Annotated in this window: 29 protein-coding genes; 10 read left to right on the forward strand and 19 right to left on the reverse strand. The window is 68.5% G+C overall.

Translation table 11 applies throughout. The features are described from left to right. The 3 genes from IBL25_RS13230 to IBL25_RS13240 all read right to left on the reverse strand — a co-directional run. Nucleotides 1-313 (reverse strand): bactofilin family protein (locus IBL25_RS13230; protein ID WP_202986769.1); only part of this gene is annotated, 313 nt, incomplete at its 3' end. A gap of 142 nt (nt 314-455) precedes the next feature. Next, nucleotides 456-1376: a hypothetical protein gene (locus IBL25_RS13235; protein ID WP_187779019.1), complete on the reverse strand. Its 921-nt coding sequence runs from the start codon at nt 1374-1376 to the stop codon at nt 456-458. A 74-nt stretch (nt 1377-1450) separates the two neighbouring features. Next, on the reverse strand, nt 1451-1777 hold the full coding sequence (locus tag IBL25_RS13240; RefSeq protein WP_187779020.1) for a methionyl-tRNA synthetase: 327 nt from the start codon (nt 1775-1777) through the stop codon (nt 1451-1453). A 361-nt stretch (nt 1778-2138) separates the two neighbouring features. On the opposite strand from IBL25_RS13240, the gene IBL25_RS13245 reads away from it, so the two are divergent. Then, nucleotides 2139-3896, forward strand: a complete 1758-nt coding sequence (locus IBL25_RS13245) for a hypothetical protein (protein ID WP_187779021.1) — start codon at nt 2139-2141, stop codon at nt 3894-3896. On the opposite strand, the gene IBL25_RS13250 is transcribed toward IBL25_RS13245, so the two are convergent. Beyond that, a complete protein-coding gene (locus IBL25_RS13250) occupies nt 3893-4300 on the reverse strand; it encodes a hypothetical protein (protein WP_187779022.1) in 408 nt (135 codons plus the stop codon). The genes IBL25_RS13245 and IBL25_RS13250 overlap by 4 nt on opposite strands. An 84-nt stretch (nt 4301-4384) precedes the next feature. On the opposite strand from IBL25_RS13250, the gene IBL25_RS13255 reads away from it, so the two are divergent. After that, nucleotides 4385-5209, forward strand: a complete 825-nt coding sequence (locus IBL25_RS13255) for a S1 family peptidase (RefSeq protein WP_187779023.1) — start codon at nt 4385-4387, stop codon at nt 5207-5209. Here IBL25_RS13255 and IBL25_RS13260 read toward each other — a convergent pair whose 3' ends face one another. Next, nucleotides 5210-5893 carry a hypothetical protein gene (locus IBL25_RS13260; protein WP_187779024.1) on the reverse strand — a complete coding sequence of 228 codons (684 nt, stop codon included), beginning with the start codon at nt 5891-5893 and terminating at the stop codon, nt 5210-5212. Nucleotides 5894-6481: 588 nt separating this feature from the next. On the opposite strand from IBL25_RS13260, the gene IBL25_RS13265 reads away from it, so the two are divergent. After that, nucleotides 6482-6841 carry a hypothetical protein gene (locus tag IBL25_RS13265; protein WP_187779025.1) on the forward strand — a complete coding sequence of 120 codons (360 nt, stop codon included), beginning with the start codon at nt 6482-6484 and terminating at the stop codon, nt 6839-6841. 6 nt (nt 6842-6847) lie between these two features. On the opposite strand, the gene IBL25_RS13270 is transcribed toward IBL25_RS13265, so the two are convergent. The 13 genes from IBL25_RS13270 to fliF form a co-directional block, all read right to left on the reverse strand. Next, on the reverse strand, nt 6848-7954 hold the full coding sequence (locus tag IBL25_RS13270) for a flagellar basal body P-ring protein FlgI (RefSeq protein WP_187779026.1): 1107 nt from the start codon (nt 7952-7954) through the stop codon (nt 6848-6850). An 18-nt stretch (nt 7955-7972) separates the two neighbouring features. After that, nucleotides 7973-8314 carry a polysaccharide deacetylase gene (locus IBL25_RS13275; RefSeq protein ID WP_187779027.1) on the reverse strand — a complete coding sequence of 114 codons (342 nt, stop codon included), beginning with the start codon at nt 8312-8314 and terminating at the stop codon, nt 7973-7975. A 29-nt stretch (nt 8315-8343) separates the two neighbouring features. Continuing rightward, nucleotides 8344-9390: a flagellin N-terminal helical domain-containing protein gene (locus tag IBL25_RS13280; protein WP_187779028.1), complete on the reverse strand. Its 1047-nt coding sequence runs from the start codon at nt 9388-9390 to the stop codon at nt 8344-8346. A 14-nt stretch (nt 9391-9404) separates the two neighbouring features. Further along, complete coding sequence (gene flgK, locus IBL25_RS13285; protein ID WP_187779029.1) at nt 9405-10889, reverse strand: flagellar hook-associated protein FlgK; 1485 nt, start codon at nt 10887-10889, stop codon at nt 9405-9407. A gap of 70 nt (nt 10890-10959) precedes the next feature. Further along, nucleotides 10960-12366, reverse strand: a complete 1407-nt coding sequence (locus tag IBL25_RS13290; RefSeq protein WP_187779030.1) for a flagellar hook protein FlgE — start codon at nt 12364-12366, stop codon at nt 10960-10962. Nucleotides 12367-12492: 126 nt separating this feature from the next. Beyond that, nucleotides 12493-13410, reverse strand: coding sequence for a flagellar motor protein MotB (locus IBL25_RS13295; protein WP_187779031.1), 918 nt, complete (start codon nt 13408-13410; stop codon nt 12493-12495). Nucleotides 13411-13468: 58 nt separating this feature from the next. Continuing rightward, the gene (locus IBL25_RS13300; RefSeq protein WP_187779032.1) at nt 13469-14176 is read right to left on the reverse strand and encodes a hypothetical protein; all 708 of its coding nucleotides are present in this window, start codon (nt 14174-14176) and stop codon (nt 13469-13471) included. Nucleotides 14177-14178: 2 nt separating this feature from the next. Next, on the reverse strand, nt 14179-15222 hold the full coding sequence (locus IBL25_RS13305; protein WP_187779033.1) for a flagellar motor switch protein FliG: 1044 nt from the start codon (nt 15220-15222) through the stop codon (nt 14179-14181). After that, nucleotides 15219-15506, reverse strand: coding sequence for a hypothetical protein (locus IBL25_RS13310; protein WP_187779034.1), 288 nt, complete (start codon nt 15504-15506; stop codon nt 15219-15221). Before IBL25_RS13310 ends, IBL25_RS13305 begins: the two co-directional genes overlap by 4 nt. Continuing rightward, complete coding sequence (gene fliP, locus IBL25_RS13315; RefSeq protein WP_187779035.1) at nt 15503-16294, reverse strand: flagellar type III secretion system pore protein FliP; 792 nt, start codon at nt 16292-16294, stop codon at nt 15503-15505. Before fliP ends, IBL25_RS13310 begins: the two co-directional genes overlap by 4 nt. A 30-nt stretch (nt 16295-16324) precedes the next feature. Further along, complete coding sequence (locus IBL25_RS13320) at nt 16325-16612, reverse strand: FliM/FliN family flagellar motor switch protein (RefSeq protein WP_187779036.1); 288 nt, start codon at nt 16610-16612, stop codon at nt 16325-16327. Further along, entirely contained in the window at nt 16609-17289 is a 681-nt protein-coding gene (locus IBL25_RS13325; RefSeq protein WP_187779037.1) for a FliH/SctL family protein, read from the reverse strand. Before IBL25_RS13325 ends, IBL25_RS13320 begins: the two co-directional genes overlap by 4 nt. Next, complete coding sequence (gene fliF / locus IBL25_RS13330) at nt 17286-18890, reverse strand: flagellar basal-body MS-ring/collar protein FliF (protein ID WP_187779038.1); 1605 nt, start codon at nt 18888-18890, stop codon at nt 17286-17288. The genes IBL25_RS13325 and fliF overlap by 4 nt, the downstream gene beginning before the upstream one ends. Before the next feature lie 340 nt (nt 18891-19230). Here fliF and IBL25_RS13335 point away from each other — a divergent pair, with 340 nt between their 5' ends. The 5 genes from IBL25_RS13335 (at nt 19231) to IBL25_RS13355 (ending at nt 23095) form a co-directional block, all read left to right on the forward strand. Then, on the forward strand, nt 19231-19590 hold the full coding sequence (locus tag IBL25_RS13335) for a flagellar basal body-associated FliL family protein (protein WP_238940406.1): 360 nt from the start codon (nt 19231-19233) through the stop codon (nt 19588-19590). Between the two features lie 4 nt (nt 19591-19594). After that, nucleotides 19595-20644 (forward strand): FliM/FliN family flagellar motor switch protein, encoded by a 1050-nt coding sequence (locus IBL25_RS13340; RefSeq protein ID WP_238940407.1) that lies wholly within the window; start codon nt 19595-19597, stop codon nt 20642-20644. 11 nt (nt 20645-20655) lie between these two features. Beyond that, on the forward strand, nt 20656-21270 hold the full coding sequence (locus tag IBL25_RS13345; RefSeq protein ID WP_187779039.1) for a hypothetical protein: 615 nt from the start codon (nt 20656-20658) through the stop codon (nt 21268-21270). 19 nt (nt 21271-21289) lie between these two features. Beyond that, nucleotides 21290-21985, forward strand: a complete 696-nt coding sequence (locus IBL25_RS13350; protein ID WP_187779040.1) for a MotE family protein — start codon at nt 21290-21292, stop codon at nt 21983-21985. Between the two features lie 777 nt (nt 21986-22762). Beyond that, on the forward strand, nt 22763-23095 hold the full coding sequence (locus IBL25_RS13355) for a hypothetical protein (RefSeq protein ID WP_187779041.1): 333 nt from the start codon (nt 22763-22765) through the stop codon (nt 23093-23095). Nucleotides 23096-23099: 4 nt separating this feature from the next. Here IBL25_RS13355 and IBL25_RS13360 read toward each other — a convergent pair whose 3' ends face one another. Beyond that, entirely contained in the window at nt 23100-24116 is a 1017-nt protein-coding gene (locus IBL25_RS13360) for a lytic transglycosylase domain-containing protein (protein WP_187779042.1), read from the reverse strand. A 142-nt stretch (nt 24117-24258) separates the two neighbouring features. Between IBL25_RS13360 and motA the strand changes: the two genes are divergently transcribed. Together motA and IBL25_RS13370 are read left to right on the forward strand one after the other, a co-directional pair. Further along, nucleotides 24259-25152: a flagellar motor stator protein MotA gene (gene motA, locus IBL25_RS13365; protein WP_187779043.1), complete on the forward strand. Its 894-nt coding sequence runs from the start codon at nt 24259-24261 to the stop codon at nt 25150-25152. 5 nt (nt 25153-25157) lie between these two features. Beyond that, nucleotides 25158-25699 (forward strand): hypothetical protein (locus IBL25_RS13370; RefSeq protein ID WP_187779044.1); only part of this gene is annotated, 542 nt, incomplete at its 3' end.

A 25699-nucleotide genomic window follows, 5' to 3' on the forward strand; every position in this document is an offset into this window, starting at 1 on the left:
CCGTCACCAGCCCTTCGATCAGACCGCCCGGCGCCACCACCACCGATGCGGCATGCAGTTCGCCCCGCAGGACGCCCTCGATTCGCACAGCACCGCGCGAGCGCAGGCGGCCTTCCAGCTCGCTGTCGGCCGCGATCAGCATGGCCAGGGGTTCCGCTGTCGGGGTGGGGCGAACCACGGTCGTGGATGCAGGGGCGGGGCGGGTGGTGAAGCTGGGCGCGACCGGCGCCAGCACCGCATTATTGGCGGTCAGGTCGATGCGTTCATAGGTGATGCGGGGCTCCCCGCCGCTGGGCTTGCCGAAGAAGCTCATCTTTGAGTCCCGTTCTAGGAGGGCCGACCCGGCCCGACGGTCGGGCCGGCGCGTCGCCGTTCCTCATATGTACAAATTTCGCATTTCCCTTGCAACAGTTTCGCACAAGATGGCGTGCGGATTTCCATGCATGCGGTTTTTGTCACCACGGGCCATCAGACAGGCACGCCTGATGCAGCCCGGCCAGCGCCATGGCCTCGTCGAGGTGGCAGCCATCACGCAGGGCCACAGTCAACCCGGTCAGCCACAATGTTTCGGTGGTCAGCGAAGCGAGTCCCAGCCGATGGCTCAGGTTCTCCAGTTCCTGTGCCAGTGCCGCGGCATCCAACGCTCCCAGCAGGGGGGCGCCAAGAGGCTCCTGGGGTCGCGCCAGCCCGGCCGGCCAGGGTCGCAACAGACCGCCGAGGCACAGGCCGTCGCCCGCCTTGGAAAGGCACTCCGGCAAGGTGGCGGAGAAGAGGCGTGCCGGAGCCGCTCCGGTGGTCAGCAGCAGCGCCACCGCGCGGGCCAGCCCGGTCTCATGCTGCTGCAACAGGAGCAGCAGCCGCGCGCAATCAGCCTCCTCCATCAGCGTGAGGCCGTCCGGCGCCGTCCGGAGAAAGGGATTGGGCAGATCGGGGAGGTAAAGGTCGCGCAGCGCATCGATGGCAGCAGCCAGGGCCGCCTGTTCCAGCAGCATCGCGGCCTCACTGCCCAGGGCGGCACGGCGGCGGGCGCGCAGCAGCGCCAGGTCTTCCGGCTGAAGGGCGGCCAGGGGCAGGGCGCAGGCAGGGTCGGCCATCAATTCGGCCAGGCGGGTGACAGGGGCGAGATGCGTGCCGCCTTCAGCCTCCGGCAGCGTGCCCTGGTCGATGGCCCAGCGCCGCAGCGCCTCGGCCATGGTGCCCAGCAGGCGGCGCGGGCCCAGGCGGATGGTGGAGGGCTTCACGCATTGCGCGGCCATCTCCGCCCAGGCGGCGGCGGCGGCGGCATCGGCGAAGCCGCCCCGCCCGAAGGCAGCCGGCCCCTTGCCAATTTCCACCATCCAGCCGCCATCCGGCCCCGGCTTCGGGCGCGTCACCATGCCGGGACCCCTTCGCTGCGCCTCGCAGCAAAGCCCGCGCTCCGGGCGATTGCAAGGCGCGGCGGCGGGCTGCCTCAGGCCAGCGCGGGCTCCAGCGCCGCCGGCACCGGCGGGCCATAAAGCGGGGCGGTGGAAGGGGGGGCAGGCCAGGCGCTGCCCTGGCGCAGCAGCGGAGCGAATTCATCCGGCAGCCGCGCCTCGATCGCCACGGCAGCGCTGTCGATCTCCACGGCGCCCCCGGCCAGCAGGCGGGTCTCCAGCTCGACGCTGCGGGCAGAGGGATCGGCCAGGCGCAGCGTATCCCGCACCTGCGCCAGGGCGGCGCCTCGCAGTGCTTCCAGCACCTCGCTGCGGCTCAGGCGGATGGTGTGGCTGACAAAGAAAGGGGCGGCTCGGGTCATGAGGCTTCTCCTGTAACCAAGATATTTCGCAAAACTGGGGTTCCAGCACGTCCACCGATTTTGGCGGCACCGCGTTTCTAGCACCACGGCGCGGAAACTGCCATATTTCGCTTCGAGACAATGGTAAAGCAAATCCATCCTTCCGGCCTCGGCTTCCGGCCTTCCTGTCGCCTCCAGCCGGGTCGGCGCTGGTATGGGTGCCAGGCAACCGCTGGGCTGACTTGGCGTTCATCGCCGGCGTGGCGAATTTTTGCTTCTAGGCAGAAAAGCGAAAAAAGAGTAAACGAGGAGAAGGGCTGCCTTCCTGATGCGGCGGCAAGGCGGCAAGAACCCGCGAAAGCGGAAGAACAGGAGAGAGTTGATGGCACGCGCGAAGGCGACCGCACGGCAGGCAGGACACGGGGTTGCCAGGCAGCCGGCCCTGCAGGGTGGCCGCATCGTGCAGATCCAGGGCGGCGGTGCTGACGTGCCCGCCTTCTCGATCGAGCTGATCACCCCCCAGGGTGCCACGGAACTGCTCAGCCGCAAGCGCCCCACCGCTTCCGAGAACCCGGCCGCCATCGCCGCCTATGCCGAATCGATGCGGGAAGGCCGTTGGATCCTCAATGGCATGCCGCTCATCCTCTCCCGCACCGGCGTGCTGCTGGACGGGGTGCAGCGGCTGCGGGCCTGCATCAAGGCGGATACGCCCTTCCTGACCGTGCTGGCGCAGAACATCCCCGATGATGTGTTGCATACCATCGACCAACAGCGCCGCCGCTCCTTTGCCGGCGTGCTGGAAACCCGTGGCATCCCGCATGCCCATGCGCTGCAATCGGCGCTGGTCAAGCTGATCCGCTACGACGATGGCAAGATGCTGCGCGGCGCCGGCACCGCTTCCTGGTCCCGCATGGACCGGGTGCTGCGCGCCAATCCGGATCTGGAAGCGGCGGTCAAGCTGTCGCTGGAACACGAAGCCACCGTACTCTCCGAGGCGGTGCGCACCCCGCTGCTCTTCATGGGCCTGCGCGCGGCGCCGGAAGCAACGCGAAACTTCCTCGATGCCATCGCCAATCCCGAAAATTACTCGCCCATGGAGCCAGGTGCGCGGATCCGCGACCTGATCGACATCACGCGTGGCGACCCGACGACGCGTCTGAAGCCGGTGACGCTCTTCGCCGTCTGCATCAAGGCCTTGAACGCCACCATCAGCGGCCAGCACCAGCGCAGCTATACCTGGATCGACCCCACCGCCAATCCCACCAAGGGCGAGGACTTCCCGGCGCTGGAGGGCTATGCCGGGCTGAACGACCCCGGCCATGCCGATGAGACCGAGGAAACCGCCGGCAAGCTGCGCGAGGCGGTGAAGAAGCTGTCCAGCGAGGAAGGCGTCTTCCCGCTGGTGATCGAGACCATCACGCCACAGATGGCGGAGGAATACCTCACGCATAACACGCGCAACCGCAAGATCGTGGCGGCGCATGTGGATGCCATCGCGCGCGACATCCGCGCCGGCAACTGGATGATGAATGCCCAGCCCATCTGCTTCGCCCGCGACGGGCGGTTGCTGAACGGCCAGCACCGGCTGTCCGCCGTGATCCAGGCGGGCGAGGCGATCGAGGTGCCGGTGATGCGTGGGCTGCCGGAGGAGGCTTATGCCACCTACGACATCCATGCCAAGCGCGGCCCGCAGCTCGGCGCCGCCTTTGATAATTTTGGCGACAAGCCGCTGGTGGCTGCCGCCGCCGTGCTGCTGTGGAAGCATGAACTCAAGCCCGCCGGCGTGCGCAATGCCAAGCCGACCCCGGCCGAGGTGATGAAGATCGTCGAGCAGCATCCGCGCCTGCTGGAGATGCGCACCTTCGGCCGCAAGATGATCGAGTTCGGCCGCGGTTCCGTGCTGGCTTATGCAGCCTATTGCATCGAGCGGGATGATCCGGAACTTGGCAGGATCTTTCTGGAGCGTTTCGAGACCGGCGCCGACCTGCCGCGCGGCCACCTGATCCTGGAGCTGCGCAAGCGCATGCAGATCATGCGGCGCGAGCGCACCAGCCAGGAGGAGCAACTGAAGGAACTTCTCGGTGCCTGGGCGCGCTTCAAGGAAAACCCGGACCTGGAGCGGCTGAAGCGCGCGTCCTAACGCGCGGCGCGGCGCAGCTCGGCATCCTCGGCCACGCGTTCGGCGCGGCGCGCGGCATGGCGGCGGGCGGCTTCGGCCGCTGCGTCGCGGGCGATTTCCAGCCGCTTGATCTCGGCGAAATCCTCGCGCAGCGCGTCACGGATCTGTTCCTCCTGCGCCTGGAGCGCGGCCAGGGCGCGTTGCAATTGCCGCTGGCGCCCGGCGGCGATGCGTGACCAATCCGCCCACAGCGCCATTTCTTCCGCCTGGCCGCGTGCCCTTTCGGCTTCCTGCCGCAGATGCGCCTCGTGCCCAGCCAGCATCTCGGTCGCCAGCAGGGTCTGGCGCTCGGCTTCGGCCAGGATGGCGCGCCGTTCATCGGCACGCTGCTGCGCCAAACGGATCAGGATGGGCAGGCCCCGCATCGTTCCTCCGGGTGTGATGGCGACTTGGCAAGGGCGCCGGCGGCATGTTAGCACGTAGTTGTTTTTCGCAAGACCGAAATGCGGATGAAGCGCTGGATCGGCGGAGTGGTGGCTTCCGGAACAGGCTTGGCCCTGCTGGCGGCGGCGGCAACCTGGCCGGCCCAGCCAGCGGCTTCCCCTGTGTCGATGGTGGCCGGCGGGTGGTCTGGTTCCGCCTTCGCCGTGGCGCCTGGCCTGCTGGTGACCAATGCGCATGTGGCTTTGCGCTGCCAGGCACAGGGCCTGCCGCTGCGGGTGGAAGGCCGTGGGGGGGCATGGCGGGTGGCGGTGCTCGATGCCGATGCCGACCTGGCGCTGCTACAAGGCCCTAGTGCGGGGGAGGCGGTGCTGCCTCTCTCGGCGGCACAGCGCCTGCCACGCGGTACGCCGGTGCTGGCCCTCGGCTATCCGACCAGCGGTACGGAGCGCCATTTCGCCGGCCAGTTGCACAGCACACGCGGCGCAATCCTGCGCGCCACCCTCACGGTGCATGACCCGGAAGGAGGCCGCGCCGTCAGCTTCGTGATGACGGACCGGCAGGGCCAGGAAGTGGAGCCGAGCTGGGAGGACGGGTTGCGGTACTTCGGCCCTGCCCAGGCAGCCCGGCTGCGCTGGCGGCTTGAAATCGATGCGCCGGCCCATGGCGGCAGTTCCGGTGGTCCTGTGCTGGACGCGGCCGGGCAGGTGGTGGGGGTGGTCTATGCCGGCGGCCGTGGCCTGACCGCGGCGATTCCCTTGGAAGACCTACGCAGCCTCCTGTTGCGGGCCGGAGTTGCGCCCGTGATGCGGGTACCCGCGCGGCAGCGCGACCCGGACTGGGAGGCGGTGCGCGATGCTGCCTCCCGGGCTCTCTATCGCCTCGCCTGCTGATCAGGCGGCGACGGCGGGCGCCTGCGGCAGCGCCTCGGCAGGCTCGGGCACCAGAAGGGCCTCCTGCGGCAGGGCCTGGATATCGGCCAGCAGAGTGGCTTCCCCAGCGGCGGCCAGACGCAACATCAGGTCGCGCAGCGCGGCATCAAGCGACAGGCTGTCCAGACTGGCGCCATTGGTGCGGGTTGGCGGCTCGGCAGGCAGAGTCTGGCCATCGGCACAAGGATGATCGGCAGGCAGGATCCAGAGCCGCTCGCCATAACCGCGCATCGCATGCGGGGCATGGGTGGCGCCGGTTGTGGGGCCCCCAGCCAGCAGATAAACCTGTCCATCGGCGGCAAGGCGGCAGTGAACCTGCCCGCCGTCCGGCAACTGGCGCGTCATCTGCCACGGCGCAGCACCGGCCAGTGCCAGGAGTGCGGTCTGCCGCCGCCCATTTTCGTGATCATGAAGAATGGCGCGGACGCTATTGGCCGCCCCGGCAACCTGAAGTTGTGCCGCGATCTGGTTCAATGTTGCACGCAACGCCGCTTCCGCGGCGGTGGGGGAATCTTCAGCAGCTAGTATCAACGATGGGTCCAAATACTCCGGCGTCAGCACACCGGCATCCCGGCTGATACGCGCGAGGCAGAACTGGTCCAGCGTGGTTGCGGCCTTTGTCAGCAGCAGCGTCAGTCCCAGCATCGGTAGATCTTCCGGTTCAGGGGCGAACTGTCCAGGTGTGTCTTGCAACCAGAGTTCGCGTATTGCGTGTGTAAGAATTTTCTTACTCACCCTGCAGGTGAAGTCTACCAAAAAATAAGAACGTTCGTTCTTGGGGAAAGCATTAAAAATCAATGCTTTAATGTGGAATTAACGGATTTTCGGGGAAGAAGAGGCTCAAATTCCTCCGAAAACATCGAGACTAGTGCCGCTATAAGGCATAAATTGAGACAAATCCCGTTAGAAGAGTGCTGTGCTGATGCGCCGTTGTGCTGGCCTTCTGTTGTTCACCAGTTGCCTGGCGTTCTTCTCGGCGCCAGTGCCATCTGCCTTGGCTCAGCCTGACCCTTGGCAGCAAAGGGGCTTCCATGCCGCGCCCCTATCAGCCGCTCAGCCTGGCAGGAATGGCCCCTTGCCGCGCCCTCCCGGCTGGAACGGCTTGCAACTCGATATCACGGCTTTGCTGGAGCCAGCGCTTCCCATGGCGGAGCCGGCACCTCCAACACGCCGACCCATGTTCAGCAATGGATGGACGCGGGACGGCTTTGGCGGCCGGCCAGGAGGGTGGCAATGACAGCGCGGCCCCGCAACCAAGCCGAAGCGATAGCCAGAGGCTTCGTGCTGGTCCATCAGGCGCTTGGCCTCTACGTGGGCCGCCTGCCAACCCAGTCCTGCTGGTCCAAGCTGAATGGCGCGGGCCGCCGCGCCGTGGCCACCTTCGCGACCGAGGCGCAGGCGCGCTGGCATGTCGATCTCTGGGAAGGTGGCTGGCCGGAGGACGAGGCCGCCTTCGGGCTCAGCCTGCATCCGGTGCGGGTGGACCTGCCGGATGGCTGGGCCAGCCTGGAAGCGCTGCGCGCCGCCGGGCTGGAGGAACACCTGGGCGAGCTGGCCCATGCCGGCTGGCGCACCGCCGCCGGCCATTGCTGAACCGGCTCAGATGAACTGCAACTCGGCATGCAGGGCGCCACTGGCCTTCAGGGCGTTCAGCACCGAGATCAGGTCGCGCGGGGCCAGTCCCAAAGCATTCAGGCCATTGACCAACGCCTGCAGGGTATTGGCCCGGGGCAGCACCGCCAGCTTGCGGCCACGCTGATCATCCACCTCCACCTGGGTCCGTGGCAGCACCACCGTCTCGCCGTTCGAGAAGGGCGCGGGCTGGCTGGCCACCGGGCTTTCGGTGACGCGGATCACCAGGTTGCCATGGGTGATGGCCACCGGCTCCACGCGCACCTCGGCACCCACCACGATGGTGGCGGTGCGCTCATCCACCACCACGCGGGCCGGCGTCTCGGGCCGCACCGTCAGGCCTTCCATCTGCGCCACCATCATCGGCAGCCGGTCACGGAGGCCGAAGGGCACCTTCACCTCCACGGTGCCCAGGTCCAGCGCGGTGGCACTGCCGGGACCGAAGCGGGCATTCACCACCTCCTCGATGCGGATGGCGGTGGTGAAGTCGGGCGAGCGCAGCGCCAGGCGAATGCTGTCGACGTTTCGCAGGCTGACCGGCACCTCACGCTCCACCAGGCCGCCGCCCGGGACGCGCCCCTGCGTGGTGACACCGGAAGAGATGCTCTGCGCCTGCCCCGCCGCCTGGAAGCTGCCGACCACCACCGGCCCCTGGGCCACGGCATAGACCTCGCCATCCGCGCCCATCAGCGGCGTGACGATCAGGGTCCCGCCGTTCAGGCTGCGGCTGTCGCCCAGCGAGGAGACCTGCACGTCAATCGGTGTGCCCTGCCGCGCGAAGGGCGGCAGGGTCGCGGTGACGATCACGGCTGCGGTGTTGCGGGTCTGCACCCGCGCATCGGCGACATTGATGCCCATCCGCTCCAGCATCGCGGTCAGGCTCTGCTGCGTGAAGGGCGTGTTGCGCAACTGGTCGCCCGTGCCTTGCAGGCCGATGACCAGCCCATAGCCGACAAGCTGGTTGCCGCGCACGCCTTCAATGGAAACGATATCCTTCAGCCGCACCTGGGCCATGGCTGGCGTCGTGGCCAGGCAGGCACAGGCGGCGGCGGCATAAAGAAGACGGCGCAGCATGTCGGACCTCCCCGTCTTTCAGATGCGGTAGCGCAGGCCGGCCTCGGCCAGTGCATCGATGGGCATCAGCAGAGGGTCGAGGCCCAGCAGCGCCCGCAGCGTGCCCAGCGTATCCCGCAGCCGCTGGATGCGGGCGGCAGTCTGCGGCACTTCCGGTTGCGGCATCGCCGCCACGGCGCCGCGCCACAGCATCACCGCCGCGTCGCGGGCCAGGGGCGTGGCCATCATGAAGCCCTCGCCACATTCCTCAGGCGTGCAGCCTAGGGCCTCGGCGATGGCGCTGAAGGTGGCGATGTCGTCTTCCTCCAGCGCCAGCGGCACATAGGGGTTGCTGAAGCCAGGGCTGATCAGGAGGTTCACGTCGGCTTCTCCGTCGCTCGGATAGGGGTTTAGAGATAGTTCACCAGGCTCAGCTTCGAGAGCTGGGCCGTGATCGAATAGGTCGCCTGCAGCTGGATCTGCATGGTGCTGATCTGGTCGGAGAGCGTGTAGTAATCGGCCTGTTCCAGATCGTTGATCTGCGCCGCCGCGGCATCGACGGCGCGGCTCTGGATCTCGGCCACCCGTTCCAGCCGCGCCTGCTTGGTGCCCAGCGTGCCCGCCAGGGTGGTCAGGCCGCCCTGGGCGCCGCGCATCAGCTCGCCGGCCCGGTCGGCCAGTGCCACCTTGGCATCGTCACCAAGCTTGCCGCCGCCATTGCCCAGCAGCGAGGTCATGGCCAGGGCCTTGAAGGCATCCCGGAAGGCCGCATTGTCGGCACGCGCATCATAGGCCAGCGTCTGGCCCTCGCCGATGCGCACCATGTTCGGCTTGCCATCCCCCGTGGTGGAGGATGAGCCGTAATAGAGGCTGTAGAAGGCGGAGCCCGGCCCAGCGAAGATATCCTCGATATCCTGCATCAGGCCGGCCACGCCGGTGGCATCCAGGGGCGCGTCGCCATTGGCGGCCACCGCGGCATCCAGCATGGACTGGACCTGCGCCGGCAACTTGGCGATGTCCTGCAAGGGGTAGCTGCCGCTGTCGGTGCCGCCAAACACCTTCTGGCCCTGGAAGTCGGTGTTCAGCAGGTCGCTGATCGAGGCCAGCAGATCCGGCGTGTCGGCGGCCAGCGTGCCGTAGCTCTGCTGCTTCAACGCATCGGCCTGCAGGATCTGCGCTGAGACATCCTCGAAGATCTTGCCGACCGAGGTCATGGCGGTCTGCATGGTCTTCATCCGCTCGCCGGCCAGGCTGGTGCTGTTCTTGATCGCGCTGCCCTGCTGAATGTCGTCATGCAGCCGGTAGAGCAGCGAGGCGCCGACGCCCATCTCGCGCGCCGGGTCGCTCTTGCGGCCGGAGGACATCTCGGCCGTCGCGCGTGCCAGCTGCGCCTGCAGGCTTTGCAGATTGGCCTGGCGGCCAATCGCGATGCCGGCGGGGGAAACACGGTCCATCATCACGGAATCTCCTGTCAGCCGCCGAGGCTGGTGAGCTGGTCGAGCATCTTGGTGGCGGCCTGGATGACCTGCACGGAGGCCGAATAGGTCTGCTGCACCATCAGCAGGCGCTGCAGTTCCTCATCCACATTCACCGCCGTCTTGTTGGTCAGGTCCTGCCGTGCCTGCAGCGCGATGGTGCCGCGGGTCGCGGCACGGTCGGTCCAGGTCGCGCGCTCCCCCTGCATCAGCCCGACCGTCTGCGCGGCCGCCTGCGACAGCCCCATCGAAGCCGGCAGGCCAGTGGAGGCAGGGTAGCTGCGGCTGGTTTCCATGGCATCCAGCCAGCCCAGGATGATGCTGTTGCCGGAGGCATTGCCTTCCGTGCCGGCCTGCATGCCATCGCGCATCCGCCACAGCTTGCCGCCCTGGTCGGGGTCCACCTGCGGGTTGATGGCGATGGTCCGTGCCATGCCGGTGACGGGTGCGCCGGCATCGAAGTCGGTCGCCCCCACGCCGTCTCCATCGTCATCACGGGTAAAGAGGCCCGCCTGCATGCCGCTCCGCGATGGGTCCGCCTGCTGGAAGGTTCCGGCCAGATGCCCGGCCACCTGGTCCAGCATATCGGCGAATCCCGGCATCACCTCGTCGCGGATCTTCAGATTGGCGGCGATGCTGCCGCTCTCCGAGAGGCGCAGCTTCATGCCATCGACGGTGATATCGGACAGCCCGTCGGTATAAGGCGCCGTGCCGTTGCGGCGGATGTCGGAAGGAATGCCCGGCGTATGGGTGAAGGATAATCGGTGGACATTGCCGCTGTCATAGAGCGTGCTGCCGCCATCGGTGGTCACCAGCAGCTTGCCAGGCCCGTTGTCGTAGATGCGGATCGGCAGCTTGGTGGCGATGTCGGCGAGGATGGTGTCGCGCTTATCCTCGTATTCGGCGGTGGAGGCACCACGTGCCGAGGCCTGCGCCAGTTGCCGGTCCACCTCCTTCAGGTTCTGCAATGCCGTATTCACCGCATCCACGTCGGTGGCGACACCCAGGTCGGCATCGGTGCGGACCTTGGAGGCGGCCGCGTCCATGTCGTGGAAGCTATCCACCAGATCCTGCGCCGCCGAGAGCGCCTGGCTCTGCGCCACGGCATTCTCCGGCGTGACGGACAGCGCCGTCATCGCCTCCTGAAAGGCGCCAAGGCGGGAGGAGAGCGAGCGTTCATCCGCCGGCTGGCCGATCACGCTGGTATAGGTCTCCAGCAGCGCCCGCATACGCCCGGCAAAGGCCTCGGCGCCATCGGCGGTGCGGGAGGCGGCGGCCAGCACCGTATCGGCGGCACGCTGGGTCACGCCGGTGGCGACACCCTGGCCGCTGGAGCCCACCAGGTTCTCGCTGCGCGGCAGGTCGCGCCGCACATAGCCGGGCGTCTGCGCATTCGCCACGTTGTTGGCGATCACCGCCGAGGCGCGCTGCTCGGCGGCCAGCGAGGTCAGGGCAGTGCTCAGCGCGGCTTGCAGGGACATGGCAGAAGCTCCGGCTAACAATTATTTTTCGCATAACGGCGGGGCCGCACCGGCGGCCCCACCAGGGGCGTCACCGCTTCAGGTTGGTGGCTTCTTCCAGCATCTGGTCGGCCGTGCGGACCACCGAGGCATTGGAGCTGTAAGCCCGCTGCGTCTCGATCAGGTTGGTCAGCTCCGTGCCGATATCGACGTTGGAAGATTCCAGCGCACCGCCCGAGGTGGTGCCGGCCGAGCCTTCACCGGCTGTCAGCAGCCGCACGGCACCCGCCGCGCGCGACATCTCATAGGCATCGCCGCTGACCGGATTCAGGCCGTCGGCGTTCGGGAAGACCGCCAGCTTCAGCTGGTAGATCGCCCGGCTCTGGCCATTGGAGAAGGTGGCGACCACCTTGCCGTCATCCTCGATCGAGACGCGCTCCAGCATGCCGAAGGCGGAGCCGTTCTTCTCGATCTTGGTGGGCACATAACTGCCGCTGAGCTGGGTCAGCCCCGAGGCGCTTTCCGGCACGCCGATCTTGACCGGCAGGGTCATGCTGCCGAGCTGCATGGTCAGCGTGCCGAGGTTGGGGTCGTACTTGCCCATGGTGGCCGTGACGGCGGATGTGTTGCCGCCATAGGTGCCAGCGACCGTGGCCGACGCTGCGGCATCGGCGATGCTCTCGATGGTGCCGGCCTTGTTGGGGCCGGCATCAGCGCCGTGGAACTTGATCTCGACCTGCCCGACCATCCGCGCATCGGCGGTCGCAGGCAGCGCCGGATCACCGCCAGTGGCACTGTCGAAGATCTGCACCAGCCAGGTATTGGTGCTGGCGCTGGTGGGGCTGGCCGCGGTCTGCGGAATGAAGCGATAGGTCAGCGTCTGGGTGGCGCCCAGCGCGTCATAGTAATCGACGCTGCTGATATTGGTGTTGACGTCCTGCGGCGTGTCCTTGAAGGCGGTCTGGCCGGAAGGCAGATTGGCCCAGAAGGTCATGGTGGTGGTCGGCGCCGAGGCGACGCTGATGTCATTGACATTCACCGTGGTCAGGCTGTCCACGTTGTTGTCGCCGACATTGCCGAGCGGCAGCCCATCGGCGCCCAGCTTCACGCCCTGAAGATAGTAGCCGCCCGCATTCACCAGATTGCCATTGGCATCGGAGCGGAAGGAGCCCGCGCGGGTGACGAGATACTTGCCGTCGCTCCCCGCGCCCTCGTTCACCACCAGGAAGCCGTTGCCGTTGACAGCGATGTCGGTGTCGATGCCGGTGCCCTGCACCTGGCCCAGCTTGCTGATCTCCACCCGGTTGGTCGCGGCCGTGCCGGCCAGGGCCGAGGCGCCGTTGGAGGAGCCTTCCAGCACCAGGCTCTCGAACTGGGTATCGACCCGCTTGTAGCCCACGGTGGAGCTATTGGCGATGTTGTTGGAAATACCGGAAAGCTTCGTGGCCTGGGCATTGAGGCCCGAGACGCTGGTGCGGAGTGCGTTGATGGCCGTCATCGGCGGTCCCTGCTGTGGCTATGGGTCTTGGGGTTCAGGCGTTTGCAGTCGGGCCATGGCTGGCCCGGCCCGTTCTGGGCGGGACCGGCGTCGGCTTCTGCCGGACAGCCGGGTGGTGCCGCGGCGTCATCGCCGCGGCTCCGGCGCGCGGCGCGCGGTTTGCGCGACTGCGTCGGCCCGCATCACCGTGATGGCGATGCGGCGGTTGCGCGGATCGGCGGGCGCCTCCGGCAACAAGGGCTCCACCGAGGCCTTGCCTTCCACGCGATACATCCGCGCGGGTTGCACGCCCTGGCGTTCCAGCACCCGGCGGGCACTGTTGGCGCGGTCGGCGGAGAGTTCCCAATTGCCATAGGCGCCGCGCGAAAAGGACTGGCCATCGGTATGGCCCGCCAGCACCACCGCATTGGGCACGGTGGCCAGCACGCCCCCCAGCACTTCCAGGATGCGCGAAAGGCGCGGCGTCGGCTCGGTCGCGCCCGGGGCGAACATGGGGGCGCCGTCGCGGTCGAAGATCTGCAGCCGCAAACCCTCCGAGGTCATCTCGATGCGGAGGTTCTGCACGAAGTCGTGCAGCGCGCCGCCGTCGGGGCCGAGCTGGCGCTCGATCTCGGCCTTCATGGCCTCCAGGCGCTGGCGGTCGATCGGGTCGCGAATTCCGCCGTCCTGGCGGGCGGCGGCGGTCTGCGCCGCTTCACCGTTATTCGCAGACTCGCCGCCATCGCTGTCCGGCCGCAGCCCGCCGTCGCTGGTTGGCGTCAGCGGATCAGTGCGGGACTCGCCTGCCGTCATGACCGAAGGGCCGCCATTCAGCACGCCATTGCCGGCCGGCAGGCTGACAATGGAGGAGGCGTTGAAGAATTGCGCGATGCCATCCCTTTGTGCCTCCGTGGTGGAGGACAGCAGCCACATCACCAGAAAGAAGGCCATCATCGCCGTGACGAAGTCGGCATAGGCGATCTTCCATTGGCCGCCATGTTCATCGTCATGCGGAGCATGGTGCTTCTTGACGATGATCGGGCGCTTGTCGTGATCGGCGCTCATGCGGCGGGGTGATCCGGTTTCTGCTCGGGCATCACCTTAGCTCGGAGATTTTTCGCATTCAAGTGCGGCGATCCTGTTCCGTGTGCCTTACTGTGAGGCTGCCGCAGAGCGCCAGGCGGTGCAGCACCGTGTCGAAAGCCTCCGCCAGATCGGCGGCCATGCCTCGCGCCAGCGGATGCGCGGTTTCCATCACCGCGTCCAGGCGGCGGCCTTCCAGCCGGCCGCGCAACTCAATCCGCCCGGTGACCGGCAGCACCAGACGAATGGCGAAGGCGCCACGTTCCGCATGCCGGCCAGACTGCCGGCTGCCGCCCTGCGGCCGGTCGGGGCGCCAGAACAACTCCACCCAGCCGGCAGCGCCGCCAGTCTGCAAGGGCAGGCGTTGCCCCGCCCAGAGGGAAGCATCGCCCAGCGAGGCAGGCGGCAGCGGTGCGCCGCCCAGCAGGCCCAGCAAGGCCTTCTCGGGCAGGCGCATGGCGCTGGCGGCGCGGGCCAGCCGGGCCTCTCCCAGCCAGAGCCGCAACTCTGGCCGCAAGGCTGCCAGCACCAGCGGCAGCACCAGCCCGGCCTCGCCTCCCGGCATCAGCCCATCCAGTCCCGCCGGCGCCGGCGGTGGGTCCAGCACGGGCGGCACCTCCTCCTCCCGGCTGCCGCGCGGCGGCACGATGCCGACCACGCGTGCCGTGGCGGCATAGCCGGCCTCCGCCTCCCGCCCCGGTGCGCCGGGGCGGGAAAGCGGATCGATGGGATTGGCCCCGGCGCCCATGGTTACTCGGTGCTGCCGACCTCATCCTCGTCGAGGATGAAGATGCGGCCCTCATCGGCCAGGCGCTTGGCGATGGTGATGATGTCGGTCTGCGCTTCCTCGATGGCCTTGCGGCGCTGCGCCGGCATGTTCTCGATCTCGTCGCGCATCATGGTGGCGGCGCGCTCGGACATGCTGGAGAGGAACAGTTCGCGCAGCTCCACGCTGGCGGCGGTGAGCGCCACCTGCAGCTTGTCGGCCGGGCATTCGGCCACCAGGGTCGCGAAGGTGGTGCGGTCGACGCGGATCAGGTCGTCGAAGGTGAACATGATGCGCTTGATGCGGCTGGCCGCATGCGGCTCACGCGCCTCGATATGCTTCATCAGGTGCTCGACGAGGCCCTTGTCGGCGCGGTTCATGATCTCGGCCACGATCTGCGAGCTGTCGCGCTCATAGGAGCGGCTGAGATTGGTGATGAATTCCTTCTGCAGCGTCTGCTCGATATCCTGCAGCACGCCCTTCTGGATGCTGTCCATCCGCACCATGCGCAGCACGATCTCGTCCACCGAGGCCTCGGGCAGCAGCGCCAGCACCCGCGCCGCATGCATCGCCGGCAGCTTTGCCAGTATCACCGCCGCGGTCTGCGCCAGTTCGGTCCGCAGATAGGTGGCGAGAACCTCCGGCGAGATATTCGCCAGCTTCTCCCACATGGTCTTGCCCTCGGGACCACGGATCTCGTCCATGATCTCGCTGACCTTCTCGTTGGGCAGCAGGCGTTTCAGCAGCCGCTCGGTGGTCTCGGCGGTGCCGATCACCGTGCCGGTGCGGCCGACCTCGGCGCGGAAGCGCATGATCACGCGCTCCACCGTGTCGATATCCACCTTGCCCAGATTGGCCATGGCGCGGCTGACGCGGCGAATTTCCTGTTCTTCCAGTCGACCGAACAAGGATTGGATGCGGTCCTCGTCCAGCGTCATGAACAGCACGGCGACATCGGCGAGCGGATCGACCTTGCCGGCACTGGCTTCCATGGGGCGCAGGGCGCGGCGCGCTTCGGGGGCTCTCATGGTTCGGTGCTCCGGACGGGCGGGGTGAGAAGGGGAAGCAGAAGGGCGGCCAGCATGGCCACCACCTCTGGCGGCGCGGCGCCGCCAGGTGCGATGCGCGCCAGGCGCTCCGGCAGGTCTGCGCTGGCTGGAATATCGAGCTGCTGCTGTGCCGCGATGGCCTCCAGCCGCTCCGCCAGCGGTGCCAGCGCCCCGGTGGGAATGGTAGGCTGCTGCGCCACGGCCCAGCGCAGGGCGGCGGCCAGGCGGCGCTTGCGGCGGATGCGCAGCAGGGTGCCGCTCATGTCGAGAAGCCCCGCACCAGCGCGCCGGCCACCAGGGCCCAGCCATCGATCAGCACAAAGAAGATCAGCTTGAAGGGCAGGCTGATCACCGAGGGCGGCAGCATCATCATGCCCATGCCCATCAGCACCGAGCTGACCGCCATGTCGATGGCCAGAAAGGGCAGGAACAACAGGAAGCCGATCTGGAAGGCCTTTGTCAGTTCCGAGACCAGGAAGGCGGCAGCCAGGATATGCAGCGGCACCTCCGTCCGTTTTTCGCGCGGCAGCGGGCCGGCGACGGCACCCGAGGCCGGCTGCCATTTGGCGATGTCGATGAAGAGCGCCAGCTCCCGCTCCCGCACATTCGCTTCCATGAAGTCGCGGAAAGGGCGGATGGCGCGTTCGGCGGCCTGTTCCTCGGTGATGCTGCCTTCGATCAATGGCCGCCCGGCATCGTTCCAGCTCCGCTCCAGCACCGGCGCCATGACAAAGGCGGCCAGGAAGAGCGACAGCGAGACGATGACGGTATTGGGCGGCGACTGCTGCAGCCCCAGCGCGGTGCGCAGCATGGAGAGCACGACCACGATGCGGGTGAAGGCCGTGGCCACCACCAGGATGCCGGGCGCGATGGCCAGCAGCGTGGTGATGACGATCAGGCCCACCACATTCGTGGTCAGGCTCTGCCCGCCGCTGGCCACAGCATTGGCGCCCTGCGGCCCCAGGCTGAGCGAGACGCTTTGCGCCAGCGCCGGGGCAGCCGCCAGCAGCAGCAGGCCCAAGGCAAGGGTCAGGAGGCGGAGATGCGGCATTCTGCCTGCGTGAATCGGAAGGGTTGCGGATCAGGCGGCGGAGGAGACGATCTCGGTGATCGAGATCGACAGCCGGCCATCGTCGGTGATCTGGATCTCGCCACGCGCGATCAGCCGCTCATTGGCCAGCAGGTCCACCGGCTCTCCCACCTTCTTGTCGAATTCGATGACGGAGCCGCGGCTGAGGTTGAACAGCGCCGCCATCGGCAGGCGCTTGTTGCCCAGCACCACCTGCACATTGACGGGAATGTCCATGATGCGCGGCTTGCGGTCGGAAAGGAACGGGTTCTCGGCCCCGGCGGGAAGTTCGCTGTTCATGGCTCAATCTCCTGCGAAGGATCGGATGACGCGCGCGGCGCGTCGAGGATAGCGAGGGCCCGGGCCGCCAGGGCATCCGGGCGATGGATCAGGCCGCCCGAGACCCAGGAGGCCTCGGCGCTCCCGGGCGGCATGCTGGGTTCGGGCAGCAGCCGCAGGCGCGCGGGCGCTTCCTGCAGCGGGGGAAAGCCTTCCGCCTGGATGGCGGCCAGGGTCTCGGGATGCGCGGTCAGCAGGATCACGTCCTCGCCGCGTTCGGCCAGGGTCTCGGCCAGCATGGCGGCCACCTCGGCGCCGGCGGCGCGGGCGAGCAGGCTGGGCAGCACGGCTTCCAGGGCGGCGACCAGCGCGACCCGCGCATCGGTGTCCAGGGCCCGGCGGTCCTCCGCGCGGGCGGCCAGCAAATGCTCCAGCGCCTGGGCGGCGCGATGGGCACCCTGGCTGCCGCGCTGCGCGACCTCGGCCTCCAGCCTCCGCGCCGCTTCTTCCTGGGCCTGCGCGGCCCCTTCGGCACGGCCTTGCGCCAGGCCTTCTTCCAGCCCGCGGCGGTGGCCTGCCTCGAAGGCCGCTGCGCGCATGCGGTCCTCTTCCTGCCGCCGGGCGGCGGCGGAGCCATCCTCTCCGGCCAGCAGCGCGCCCAGCGAGGGCGGCAGATAGGGGCGAGCCTTCACGATCATGCCGGCGTCCCTTCCTCGATCCAGGCCCGCACCACGGCCAGGGCTTCCTCCGGGCGGGTGTCGATCAACTCATTCAGGGCATTCAGCGAGGAGATGCGGATCTGGATGTCCTGGCCCACAGTGGCGATGGCCTCCTCCATCGGGTCCAGCGCCATGGCGGCCTCGGCGGCGGCGGCGGCCTCGGCGGCGGCCAGTTCCTCGGCCAGGCGGCGCAGGCGGGTGCGGCGGCGGCGCAGCAGGAAGAGGACGGTGCCCAGGCTGCCCAGCAGCACCAGGGCGGCGAGCACCATCTGCGTGCCGCTCAGCCGCAGCCCACCCTGATCCTCGCTGGAAGCCAGGCTGCCGGCCCCTTCGTCGGGGACGAAGCGCAGCGTATCGACAGTGACACGGTCACCGCGCTTCTCGTCGAAGCCCACGGCGGAGCGCACCAGGGCGGCGAGGCGGTCCAAATCCTCCTTGAGGCGAGGCTGCGCACTGCCATCCGGCCCTGCCACGCCATCCACCACCACGGCGACGCTGACGCGCTTCACCGCGCCCGGCTCCCGCGTGGTTTCCTCGATCCTGGAGGAGATCTCGTAATTGACGGTCTCGTTGTTGCGCTGGGCATTGGTGGCGCTGCGGTTGGCGCCGCCACCGGTCTGCTGGTTGGGCAGGTTCTGCCCCACCGTCACCGGCTGCTGCCCGCGCCCGTCCTCGCTGCTCTCGGCTTCGGTCTGGGTCTGGCGGCCGCGCTCCACCTGCCCCATCGGGTCGAAGGTCTCCGCCCGCGCCACGGTGCGGGCGCCTTCGATCTCCACCGAGGCCACCGCGCGCACCTTGCCGCGCCCGACCAGCGGTTCCAGCAGGTCCAGCACCGACTTCTGCAGCGCGTGTTCCTGCGCCTGGCGCAGCTCGCCGATCCGCCCGGCCACGGCGCCGGTGCCGCCATCGGCCGCCAGCACGATGCCGGAGGGATCGACCACCGAGACATCCTCCTGCCGCAGCCGCGGCACGGCGCCCGCCACCAGCAGCCGGATGGCGGCGGCCTGGGAGGAGCCCAGCCTTTGCCCGGCGGAGGTGGTCACGGTCACCGAGGCGGTGGGCGGCGGCGCGTCACGCGAAAAACTTTCACGTTCCGGCAGCACGATATGCACGCGCGCGGTGCGCAGGCCCTGCATGGTGATGATGGTGCGCGCCAGTTCCCCTTCCAGCGCCCGCACCCGCTGGATGCGCTGCATGAAGGAGGTCATCTGCATCGGGTTGGCCTGGTCGAGCAGCTCGTAGCCGGCGCCGGTCTGGCGCGGCAGGCCCTCGCTGGCCAGTTGCATCCGCAGCCGCGCCACCTGCTCGGCCGGCACCATCACGGTGCCATCGCCGCGCGCTTCCACCGGCACCTTCATCTCTTCCAGCCGCGCGACGATCCGCCCGGCCTCGGAAGGCTCCAGTCCCGCGTAGAGCAGGCCGTTGGTGGCCTGGGGCGAGCGGGCCACCAGCACCACGGCCAAAATGGCGGCGGCGGCCACCACGCCCATGGCGCCCAGCTTCGCCGGCCCCAGCCTGGCCAGCGCGGGCCCCAGGGCAGCAAGGTCGAAACCGGGTCGGAGCGTGCTGACTTGCTGCATCGAAAACCTGCTTGTCCCGTTCTGGCCATCCATCTTTCGCATTCCACCCGCCGGTCCTGGCAGGCTGCATTGTCTGCGGCGCCACATGCTTTTTGGCGTGGAATGCGAAAGCGCATCGGGTTATATCTGCCGCCGTTGCTCTTGTCGCGCGAAAAATCGCTCTAGCCGGGAGATCCCCGCCATGTCGGCCACGACCACCGATGGTTCTGCAAAAAAATCTGGAAAGAAGGGCCGCCGCATGCTGCTTTTCAGCGCAGCGGCCTTGTTGCTGCTTGGCGGCGGCGCGGGAACGGCTTGGTTCCTTGTTCCTGGCGCGCCGGACATTATGCGAAAAACAATCATGTTGAATGCTGTACCGGCGGAGGAAGGTGGTGCCGCTGCCCCCTCTCCCGCCACCCGCCCGGTTTTCGTTGAGCTGCCGGAGATGACGCTGACGCTGCCCAATGCCGGGCGGCCGCGCCAGCTGCGCTTGAAGCTGGCCATGGAAGTGGCCGCGGACCCTGGCCAGCCGCCGCCGGAACTGATGAGCCCGCGCGTCTATGACAGCCTCCTGCTCTATCTGCGCACATTGCGGGACGGCGAGCTGGAAGGGGCGCTGGCCATGGACCGGCTGCGCGGCGACCTGCACCGCCGGCTCGACCTGCTGCTGGGCGAGGGCCGTGTCCGCGACGTGCTGATCACCGGCCTCGTGGTTGCCTGAAGCCATGAGCAGAACCGAGGATACCCCTTCCCAGGATCCGATGGCCGATGCCATGGCCGATTGGGGCGCCGCTGGCGTCGCCATGGGCCAGGGCGACATCGACGACCTTTTCGGCGGCGATGTGGTGGCCGAGCCGGAGCCGCCGAAAAGCGGCCTGGAAGCGCTTGTCGGTGGCGCGGTGCGCTACGAGAAGCTGCCGATGCTGGACATCGTGGTGGACCGGCTGGCCCGGCTGCTCACCACCAGCATCCGCAAGTTCACCGCCGACAATGCCGATGCGGTGATCGACCGCATGCGCCCGGTGCGCGTCGGCGCCTTCCTAGACACCATCACCCTGCCGGCGATGATCGGCATCATCCGCATCGAGGAATGGGACGGCTATTGCCTCGCCGCCCTCGATTCGCAGCTCATCGGCTCCATCGTCGATATCCTGCTGGGCGGGCGGCGCAACGCGGTGCAGCCGATCGAGGGCCGCCCCTATACGCCCATCGAACGTGCCTTCGTGGAGAAGTTCGTGGGCCTGCTGACGCAGGACATGAGCCGCGCCTTCGAGGCCGTCTCCCCCGCCACCTTCCGGCTGGAGCGCTTCGAGATCACGCCCGGCTATGCGCTGATTACCAAGCCCACCGCCGCCGCCCTGACCTTCCGCGCCGAGATCACCATGGAAGGACGCGGCGGGCATATCGACTTCCTGCTGCCCTATGCCTCCATCGAGCCGGTGCGCGACCTGCTGAGCCAGGAGGTGCTGGGCAAGAAGACCGGCGGCGACACCATCTGGCGCTCCCATCTGGCCGAGGAACTGCCGCGCGCCAGCGCCGACCTGACGGCGGTGATCGAAAGCCGGGTGATGCCCTTCTCCGAGGTGGCGCGCTGGCAGCCGGGCGCGGTGGTGACGCTGGACCGGCGGCCGGAGGACAGCCTCGATGTCTTCTGCCAGGGCCTGCTGGTTTGCCGCGCTCGCATGGCGGCGCGGGACGACCGCGTGGTGCTGCGGGTGGAGGAGTGCGTGATCGAAAAAGCCTGGCCGGGCGACGCGCCCGCGCTGGAGGGTTGAGGAGAATGCCCATGAATTACGCCCAGATCCTCGATGCCGCGGCGCTGACGGTGCTGGCGGCGCAGTCAGGCTGGATCGTCCTGCTCTACCGCCGCATGGGGCGGCTGCGCGTGGCACTGGATTCGGCCGGCGATGTGATCGAGCAATTGGATGCCGCCTCGCGGCGCCTGGACAACTCGGCTGGCGGCATCGTGCAGAAGGTCCGCGACGGCATCGGCGAGGTGGATGGCAAGATCCAGGCCTGCCGCCGCGTGGCGCAGGAACTGACCGCCGCCTCTCGCCAGGCGGAGGAAGTGGCGGCGCGGCTGGACCAGGCGCTGCGGCAGAACCGCAAGCTGCAGGCCGCCCGCGCCGCCGCGCCGCCGCGCGAGCTGGCGGAGCCCCTGGGCCTGGCGGAGCGGCTGGCTGGTCGTGGCGCGCCTGCCTCGGTGCTGGACGCCGAGGTGGACAAACCGCTGCTGGCAGCCCCTGCCCCACTGTCTTCGGTTCTGTTGCCGGAGGTGCCTACCAGCGTGGAAGACATTGCCGAGGCCAGCATTGAGCGCCTGCTGGCCAGCGAGATGGTGCTGGTGCCGCCGGCGCCGGTCCTGGCTGAGCGGCGGATCTTCCGCCTGACGCTCGACTGAGTCCGAGGAGATCGCAAACATGACCAAAGCCGCATCTCCGCCCTCCTGGCGCGGCCGGCTGTTCGGGCCGCGCCTGGGCCTGCCGCTGATGGCGCTGGGCCTGCTGGCGCTGGTGCCCGGGCGGCTGGAGGGGCTGGCCGCGTTCTGGCCCGCCCAGGCCAGCCCTTCGCCGCCGATGCTCTCACCGGCTCCGCCGCGGCAGCCGGTTGCCTTGCGCGAGGGCGTGACGGCGCTCCCCCGCGTGTCGGAGACACTGGCCGGCCCTGCCCGCCCCAGCCCGCTGGGCGAGGACCGTCCTGGCGAAGGCCGCCTGCTGCTCGAAGTGGGCCGCCGGCAGGCCGAGGTGGAGCGGCGTGAGCGGGCGCTGGAACTGCGCGAGGCCCGCCTCCAGGCTGCCGAGGGGCTGGCGCGTAGCCAGATCGCCGAACTGGCCCGGCTGCGGGAGGAGGTGGAGCGGCTGGTGGTGCGGGAGGGCTCGGCCGCGGAGGCCGATATCGACGCGCTGGTGGCGCTTTACGTCAACATGCGGCCGCAGCAGGCGGCAAAGGTGCTGGACAAGCTGGAGCCACCGCGTGCCGCCACCATTCTGCTGAAGATCCCGGAGCGGCAGGCCGGACCGATCCTGGCCAATATGGAACCGCTTTCCGCCCTTGCGGTGACGCAGGAGATCGCCGGCCGGCGCGACCCCTTCCGGACCGCCGAAGCCCGGCGCTGAGCCGTGCCGGCGGCCCTTGTGGCCGCCGGCCTTGGTGCCGAGGTGGCGGATCAATCCTTCCGCCACCTCGGCGGCAATGGCGCGATGGTCCTGCCCCTCCCACAGGACATAGCCACCTTCCGCCAGCATGGTGATCTCGCCTCCGCCGGACAGCGGAAATCGGAAGCTGCGATCCTGCAGTTCCGCTTCCCCCTATGCGCGGCAGCAGCGCGCGCGCCAGCCGCTGCCAGTGGCGTCAGGAGCTTCGCGGTGCCTGGCCGCGCCAGCAGCATCTGCCATGCCCCGCTGCCACTGCCCTGCCGCAACTCCACCCGCCAGCCGCGGCGATGGGCCCGCCAGCATCCCGGGATGGCCGCATGAAAGGCCAAGGTCGCTTCCCGCATCCCAGGGGTTGTTTCCGGCAGCGCCACATGCAGGCGCAACTGACGCAACCGCGCCGCGGCACTCCCGCCGATGGCGCAGCCAAAGGGCGGCAGCAAAAAGCGGCAAGGGTGCCAATGCCAGGGGTGCGGGTAGCAGGGGCAGGTCCGGTAGGGCGCCAAGCATGATACCGGTACTGGCCAGGGCGATCGGGGCGGTTGATGTCGAGGATTGCAGCCATCTTGGCGTTGCTGCGGCATAGCGGCTCCGAAAGTTTTTCGACCGCCAGGTAGGGTGACAGGGCCAACGAAACATCTTGATGTTTTTCGCAGATCAGAAGCTATAATGCGAAAAATAATTGACTTGCCCTGTTCCTGTTGCGAGGAATAGGAACCGTTCCGCAGAAAGGCCCCCGCCATGCGCCCCCAACCCCTTCCCGTTTCCGAAATCGCCACGCCCTGGCCCGCTCAGGGCGAGGCCGCCATGATCAAGGCAGCCGCGCTGGGCCGGCGCGACGGGCTGGCAGGGCTGTCTCGCGACTTTGCGTTGGAGGAGTGGGATGGCGGGCTGGCGGTGGTCGATACCACCCAGCGCGAGGTGATGCCGGGCGCGCCCCTGCCCTGGCAGCATTCGCGCCTGATGCTGGCGGCGGTGCGGCAATGCTATGCCGCCGGCCTGCATCATGGCGGCGATGTGCGGCTGGAGAAGCAGCGGCGCGGCAGCGTCAGCTTGGCTGCCGCCCAGGCCTGAAGGATCAGGCGCTGGCGCCGCCATAAGCGCGGCGCGCCGTCTCTGTGGGGGTGGGCACCGCCTCTCCCCGCAGCGCTTCCAGCAAGGGGCCGGGCAATTGGGCACCCCCGCTGCTGCCGGCCTCCTGCGCCGCCTGCCCCCGCCCCATGCGGTTAAAGACTTCCACCAGCGCCGAGGCCATCATCCGTTCGGGCGCATGCGCCACCCGGGCCGGCGCGCCGCTGCCCCACCAGAAGGGCTCGCTGCTGGCAATGGCCTCGCCTGGCTTGGCCTCGGTGCTGACGGCGGCGAATTCCACAGGCCCCGCCGGCGCCTGCAGGCCGAGCTGGGCATAGACCTGCCCTACCTTGCCACGGATATTCTCCAGGAACTGGCTGGCGGAAAGCGGGGCGCCATCACCGCCGCGGAACAGCGACCGATTGGCGCGAGCGGCTTCCGGCAGCAGGTCCGAGGCGGCTCGGCCGGGCTCGCTGGCCACGGCCCGCAGCAGCTTTGCGGCGCCCCCAGTGCCCAGGAAATGGCCCAGATACAACTCCCCCACATCCGGCTTGCGGCCCAGCACTGGTGCCAGCGCGTCGGATACGTCCTTCAGATGCTCGGCACCGAGGCGCGCCGAGATCTCGGGGTTGTCGCGCAACGCCAGGATGCGGGCGCGCTCGGCGGGCTCGGCCACCGTCAAGCGGCCGGAGGCGCCGCGGGTGATGGCCGCGGCCTCCTGCGCCAGCCCGTGCGCGGCGCCGTGCTGCCGCACCGCATCCAGCCAGGTTTGGTCGATGAACTGGAAAAGCCCTCGCGCCGAGGAGGTCGGCGCCTGGGCCGAAGGCTGGAAGCCGCTTTCGATCGCCGCCTTGGCGGCCAGCACCTCAAAGCCGACACCGGTGCTTTCGGCGGCATTGCGGAGTGCGCGGCCGACCGGGCGCGGCAGGGTGAAGCGGCCAAGTGTTTCCGAAGCGCCATGGCTTTCCACCGCCGAGGCGGCTGCGCGGGTCAGGCGGTCCGGCGGGGCGACCGGGTTGGGCATGCGGGAAGCTCCATGCTTATGCGAAAAATCCTATAGCACGAGCTTGTGCGAAATGATACGAGCAAAGCAGACGACAGCCCGGGCCCCCCGCCCGCCGGCTGCCCGAGCTACCCGCAGCGTCACAGGCAAGGCCACCGCATCGATGATCCAGATCGCCGGAATAATCGGAGTCTTCGTCGCCATCTTCGGCGGCTATCTCATCGCCGGCGGCCATCTCGCCGTGATCCTGGGCGCGCTTGGGCCGGAGCTGCTGATCATCGGCGGCTCGGGCGTGATGACCATGTTCATCGCCAATGACGGTGCCGGCGTCGCCAAGGTGCTGAAGTCGCTCGCGACGGTGTTCAAGGGTTCGCGCTGGAAGCGGGTCGATTACAGCGACCTGCTCAGCCTGCTCTACCTGCTGCTGCGGACGCACCAGAAGGAAGGCGCCGCGAAGCTAGAGAAGCATATCGAGAAGCCGGAGAATTCTCCGATCTTCTCGCGCTACCCGCGCATCGCCCGCGACCCGGCCGTGGCCGGGCTGGTCTGCGACACCATGCGCACCATCACCCTGAACAACAAGGACCCGCATCTGGTGGGCGAGATGATGGAGGCCGCCATCGAGAAGCGGGCGGCGGAGGATATCAAGCCCGCCAAGGTGCTGCAGACGGTGGCGGATGCCTTTCCGGCGCTGGGCATCGTCGCCGCCGTGCTCGGCATCATCAAGGCTCTTGGCGCCATTTCGGAAAGTCCCGAGGTGCTGGGCCATATGATCGGCTCCGCGCTTGTCGGGACCTTTCTGGGTGTCTTTCTCTCCTATGGCCTAGTCGGGCCCATGGCCGCGCGCCTGAAGGGCGTCTTCGAGGAAGAGCGCCGGATGCTGGATGTCGCGCGTGCGGTGATCACCAGCTACCTGCAGAACCTTTCGCCGCAGATCTGCGTCGAGGTCGGGCGGCAGTCGGTGCCGACCAAACTGCAGCCCAGCTTCGACCAGATGGAGGAGCAGCTGCGCGATGCCGGCCGTGTCAGGACGGATGCCGAAGGCGGCGGGGAGTAAGCCCGATGCGCCGCCCCCTCCTGCTGGCCACGACGCTGCTGACCCAGGCGGCCCTGCTGCCTGCCGCCGCTCTCGCCCAGCCGGCCCCGGCTGCCCTGGAGGCCGCCGCGGTGCGCGTGCGCACCGGTCAGCATGCCGGCCATGGCCGCGTGGTGCTGCATCTGGGCCAGGTCCCGCCTCATGCTCTGCGAAAGACAGAGGATGGCTTTGAACTGCGGCTGCGCGGGCAATACCGCTTCGACCTTTCCGGTATCCGCCCCCTGACCGAGCTGGCGGCCATCGAGCCGCGCGCGGATGGCACCGACACGCTGCTCCTGCTGCGCGGACATGCAGCTCAGGCCGAGGCTGGCGCCTTCGGCGGCATGCTCTATGTCGATCTGCGCGCCGCTCCCGTGGGGCTGGAGGCGGCGCAACGCAAGCTGCTGGATGACGCGGTGCGGCTGGGGTTGATGAAGCCGAACCAGGCCCAGGCCATGTTCCGTGCCGCCCGGTCCGGTGGCGTGGAGCAGCCGGCGGCGGCGCCGGCCGCCACGCCGCTGCCGGCGCC

Source organism: Pseudoroseomonas ludipueritiae, from assembly GCF_014490445.1.
GTDB lineage: Bacteria > Pseudomonadota > Alphaproteobacteria > Acetobacterales > Acetobacteraceae > Pseudoroseomonas > Pseudoroseomonas ludipueritiae.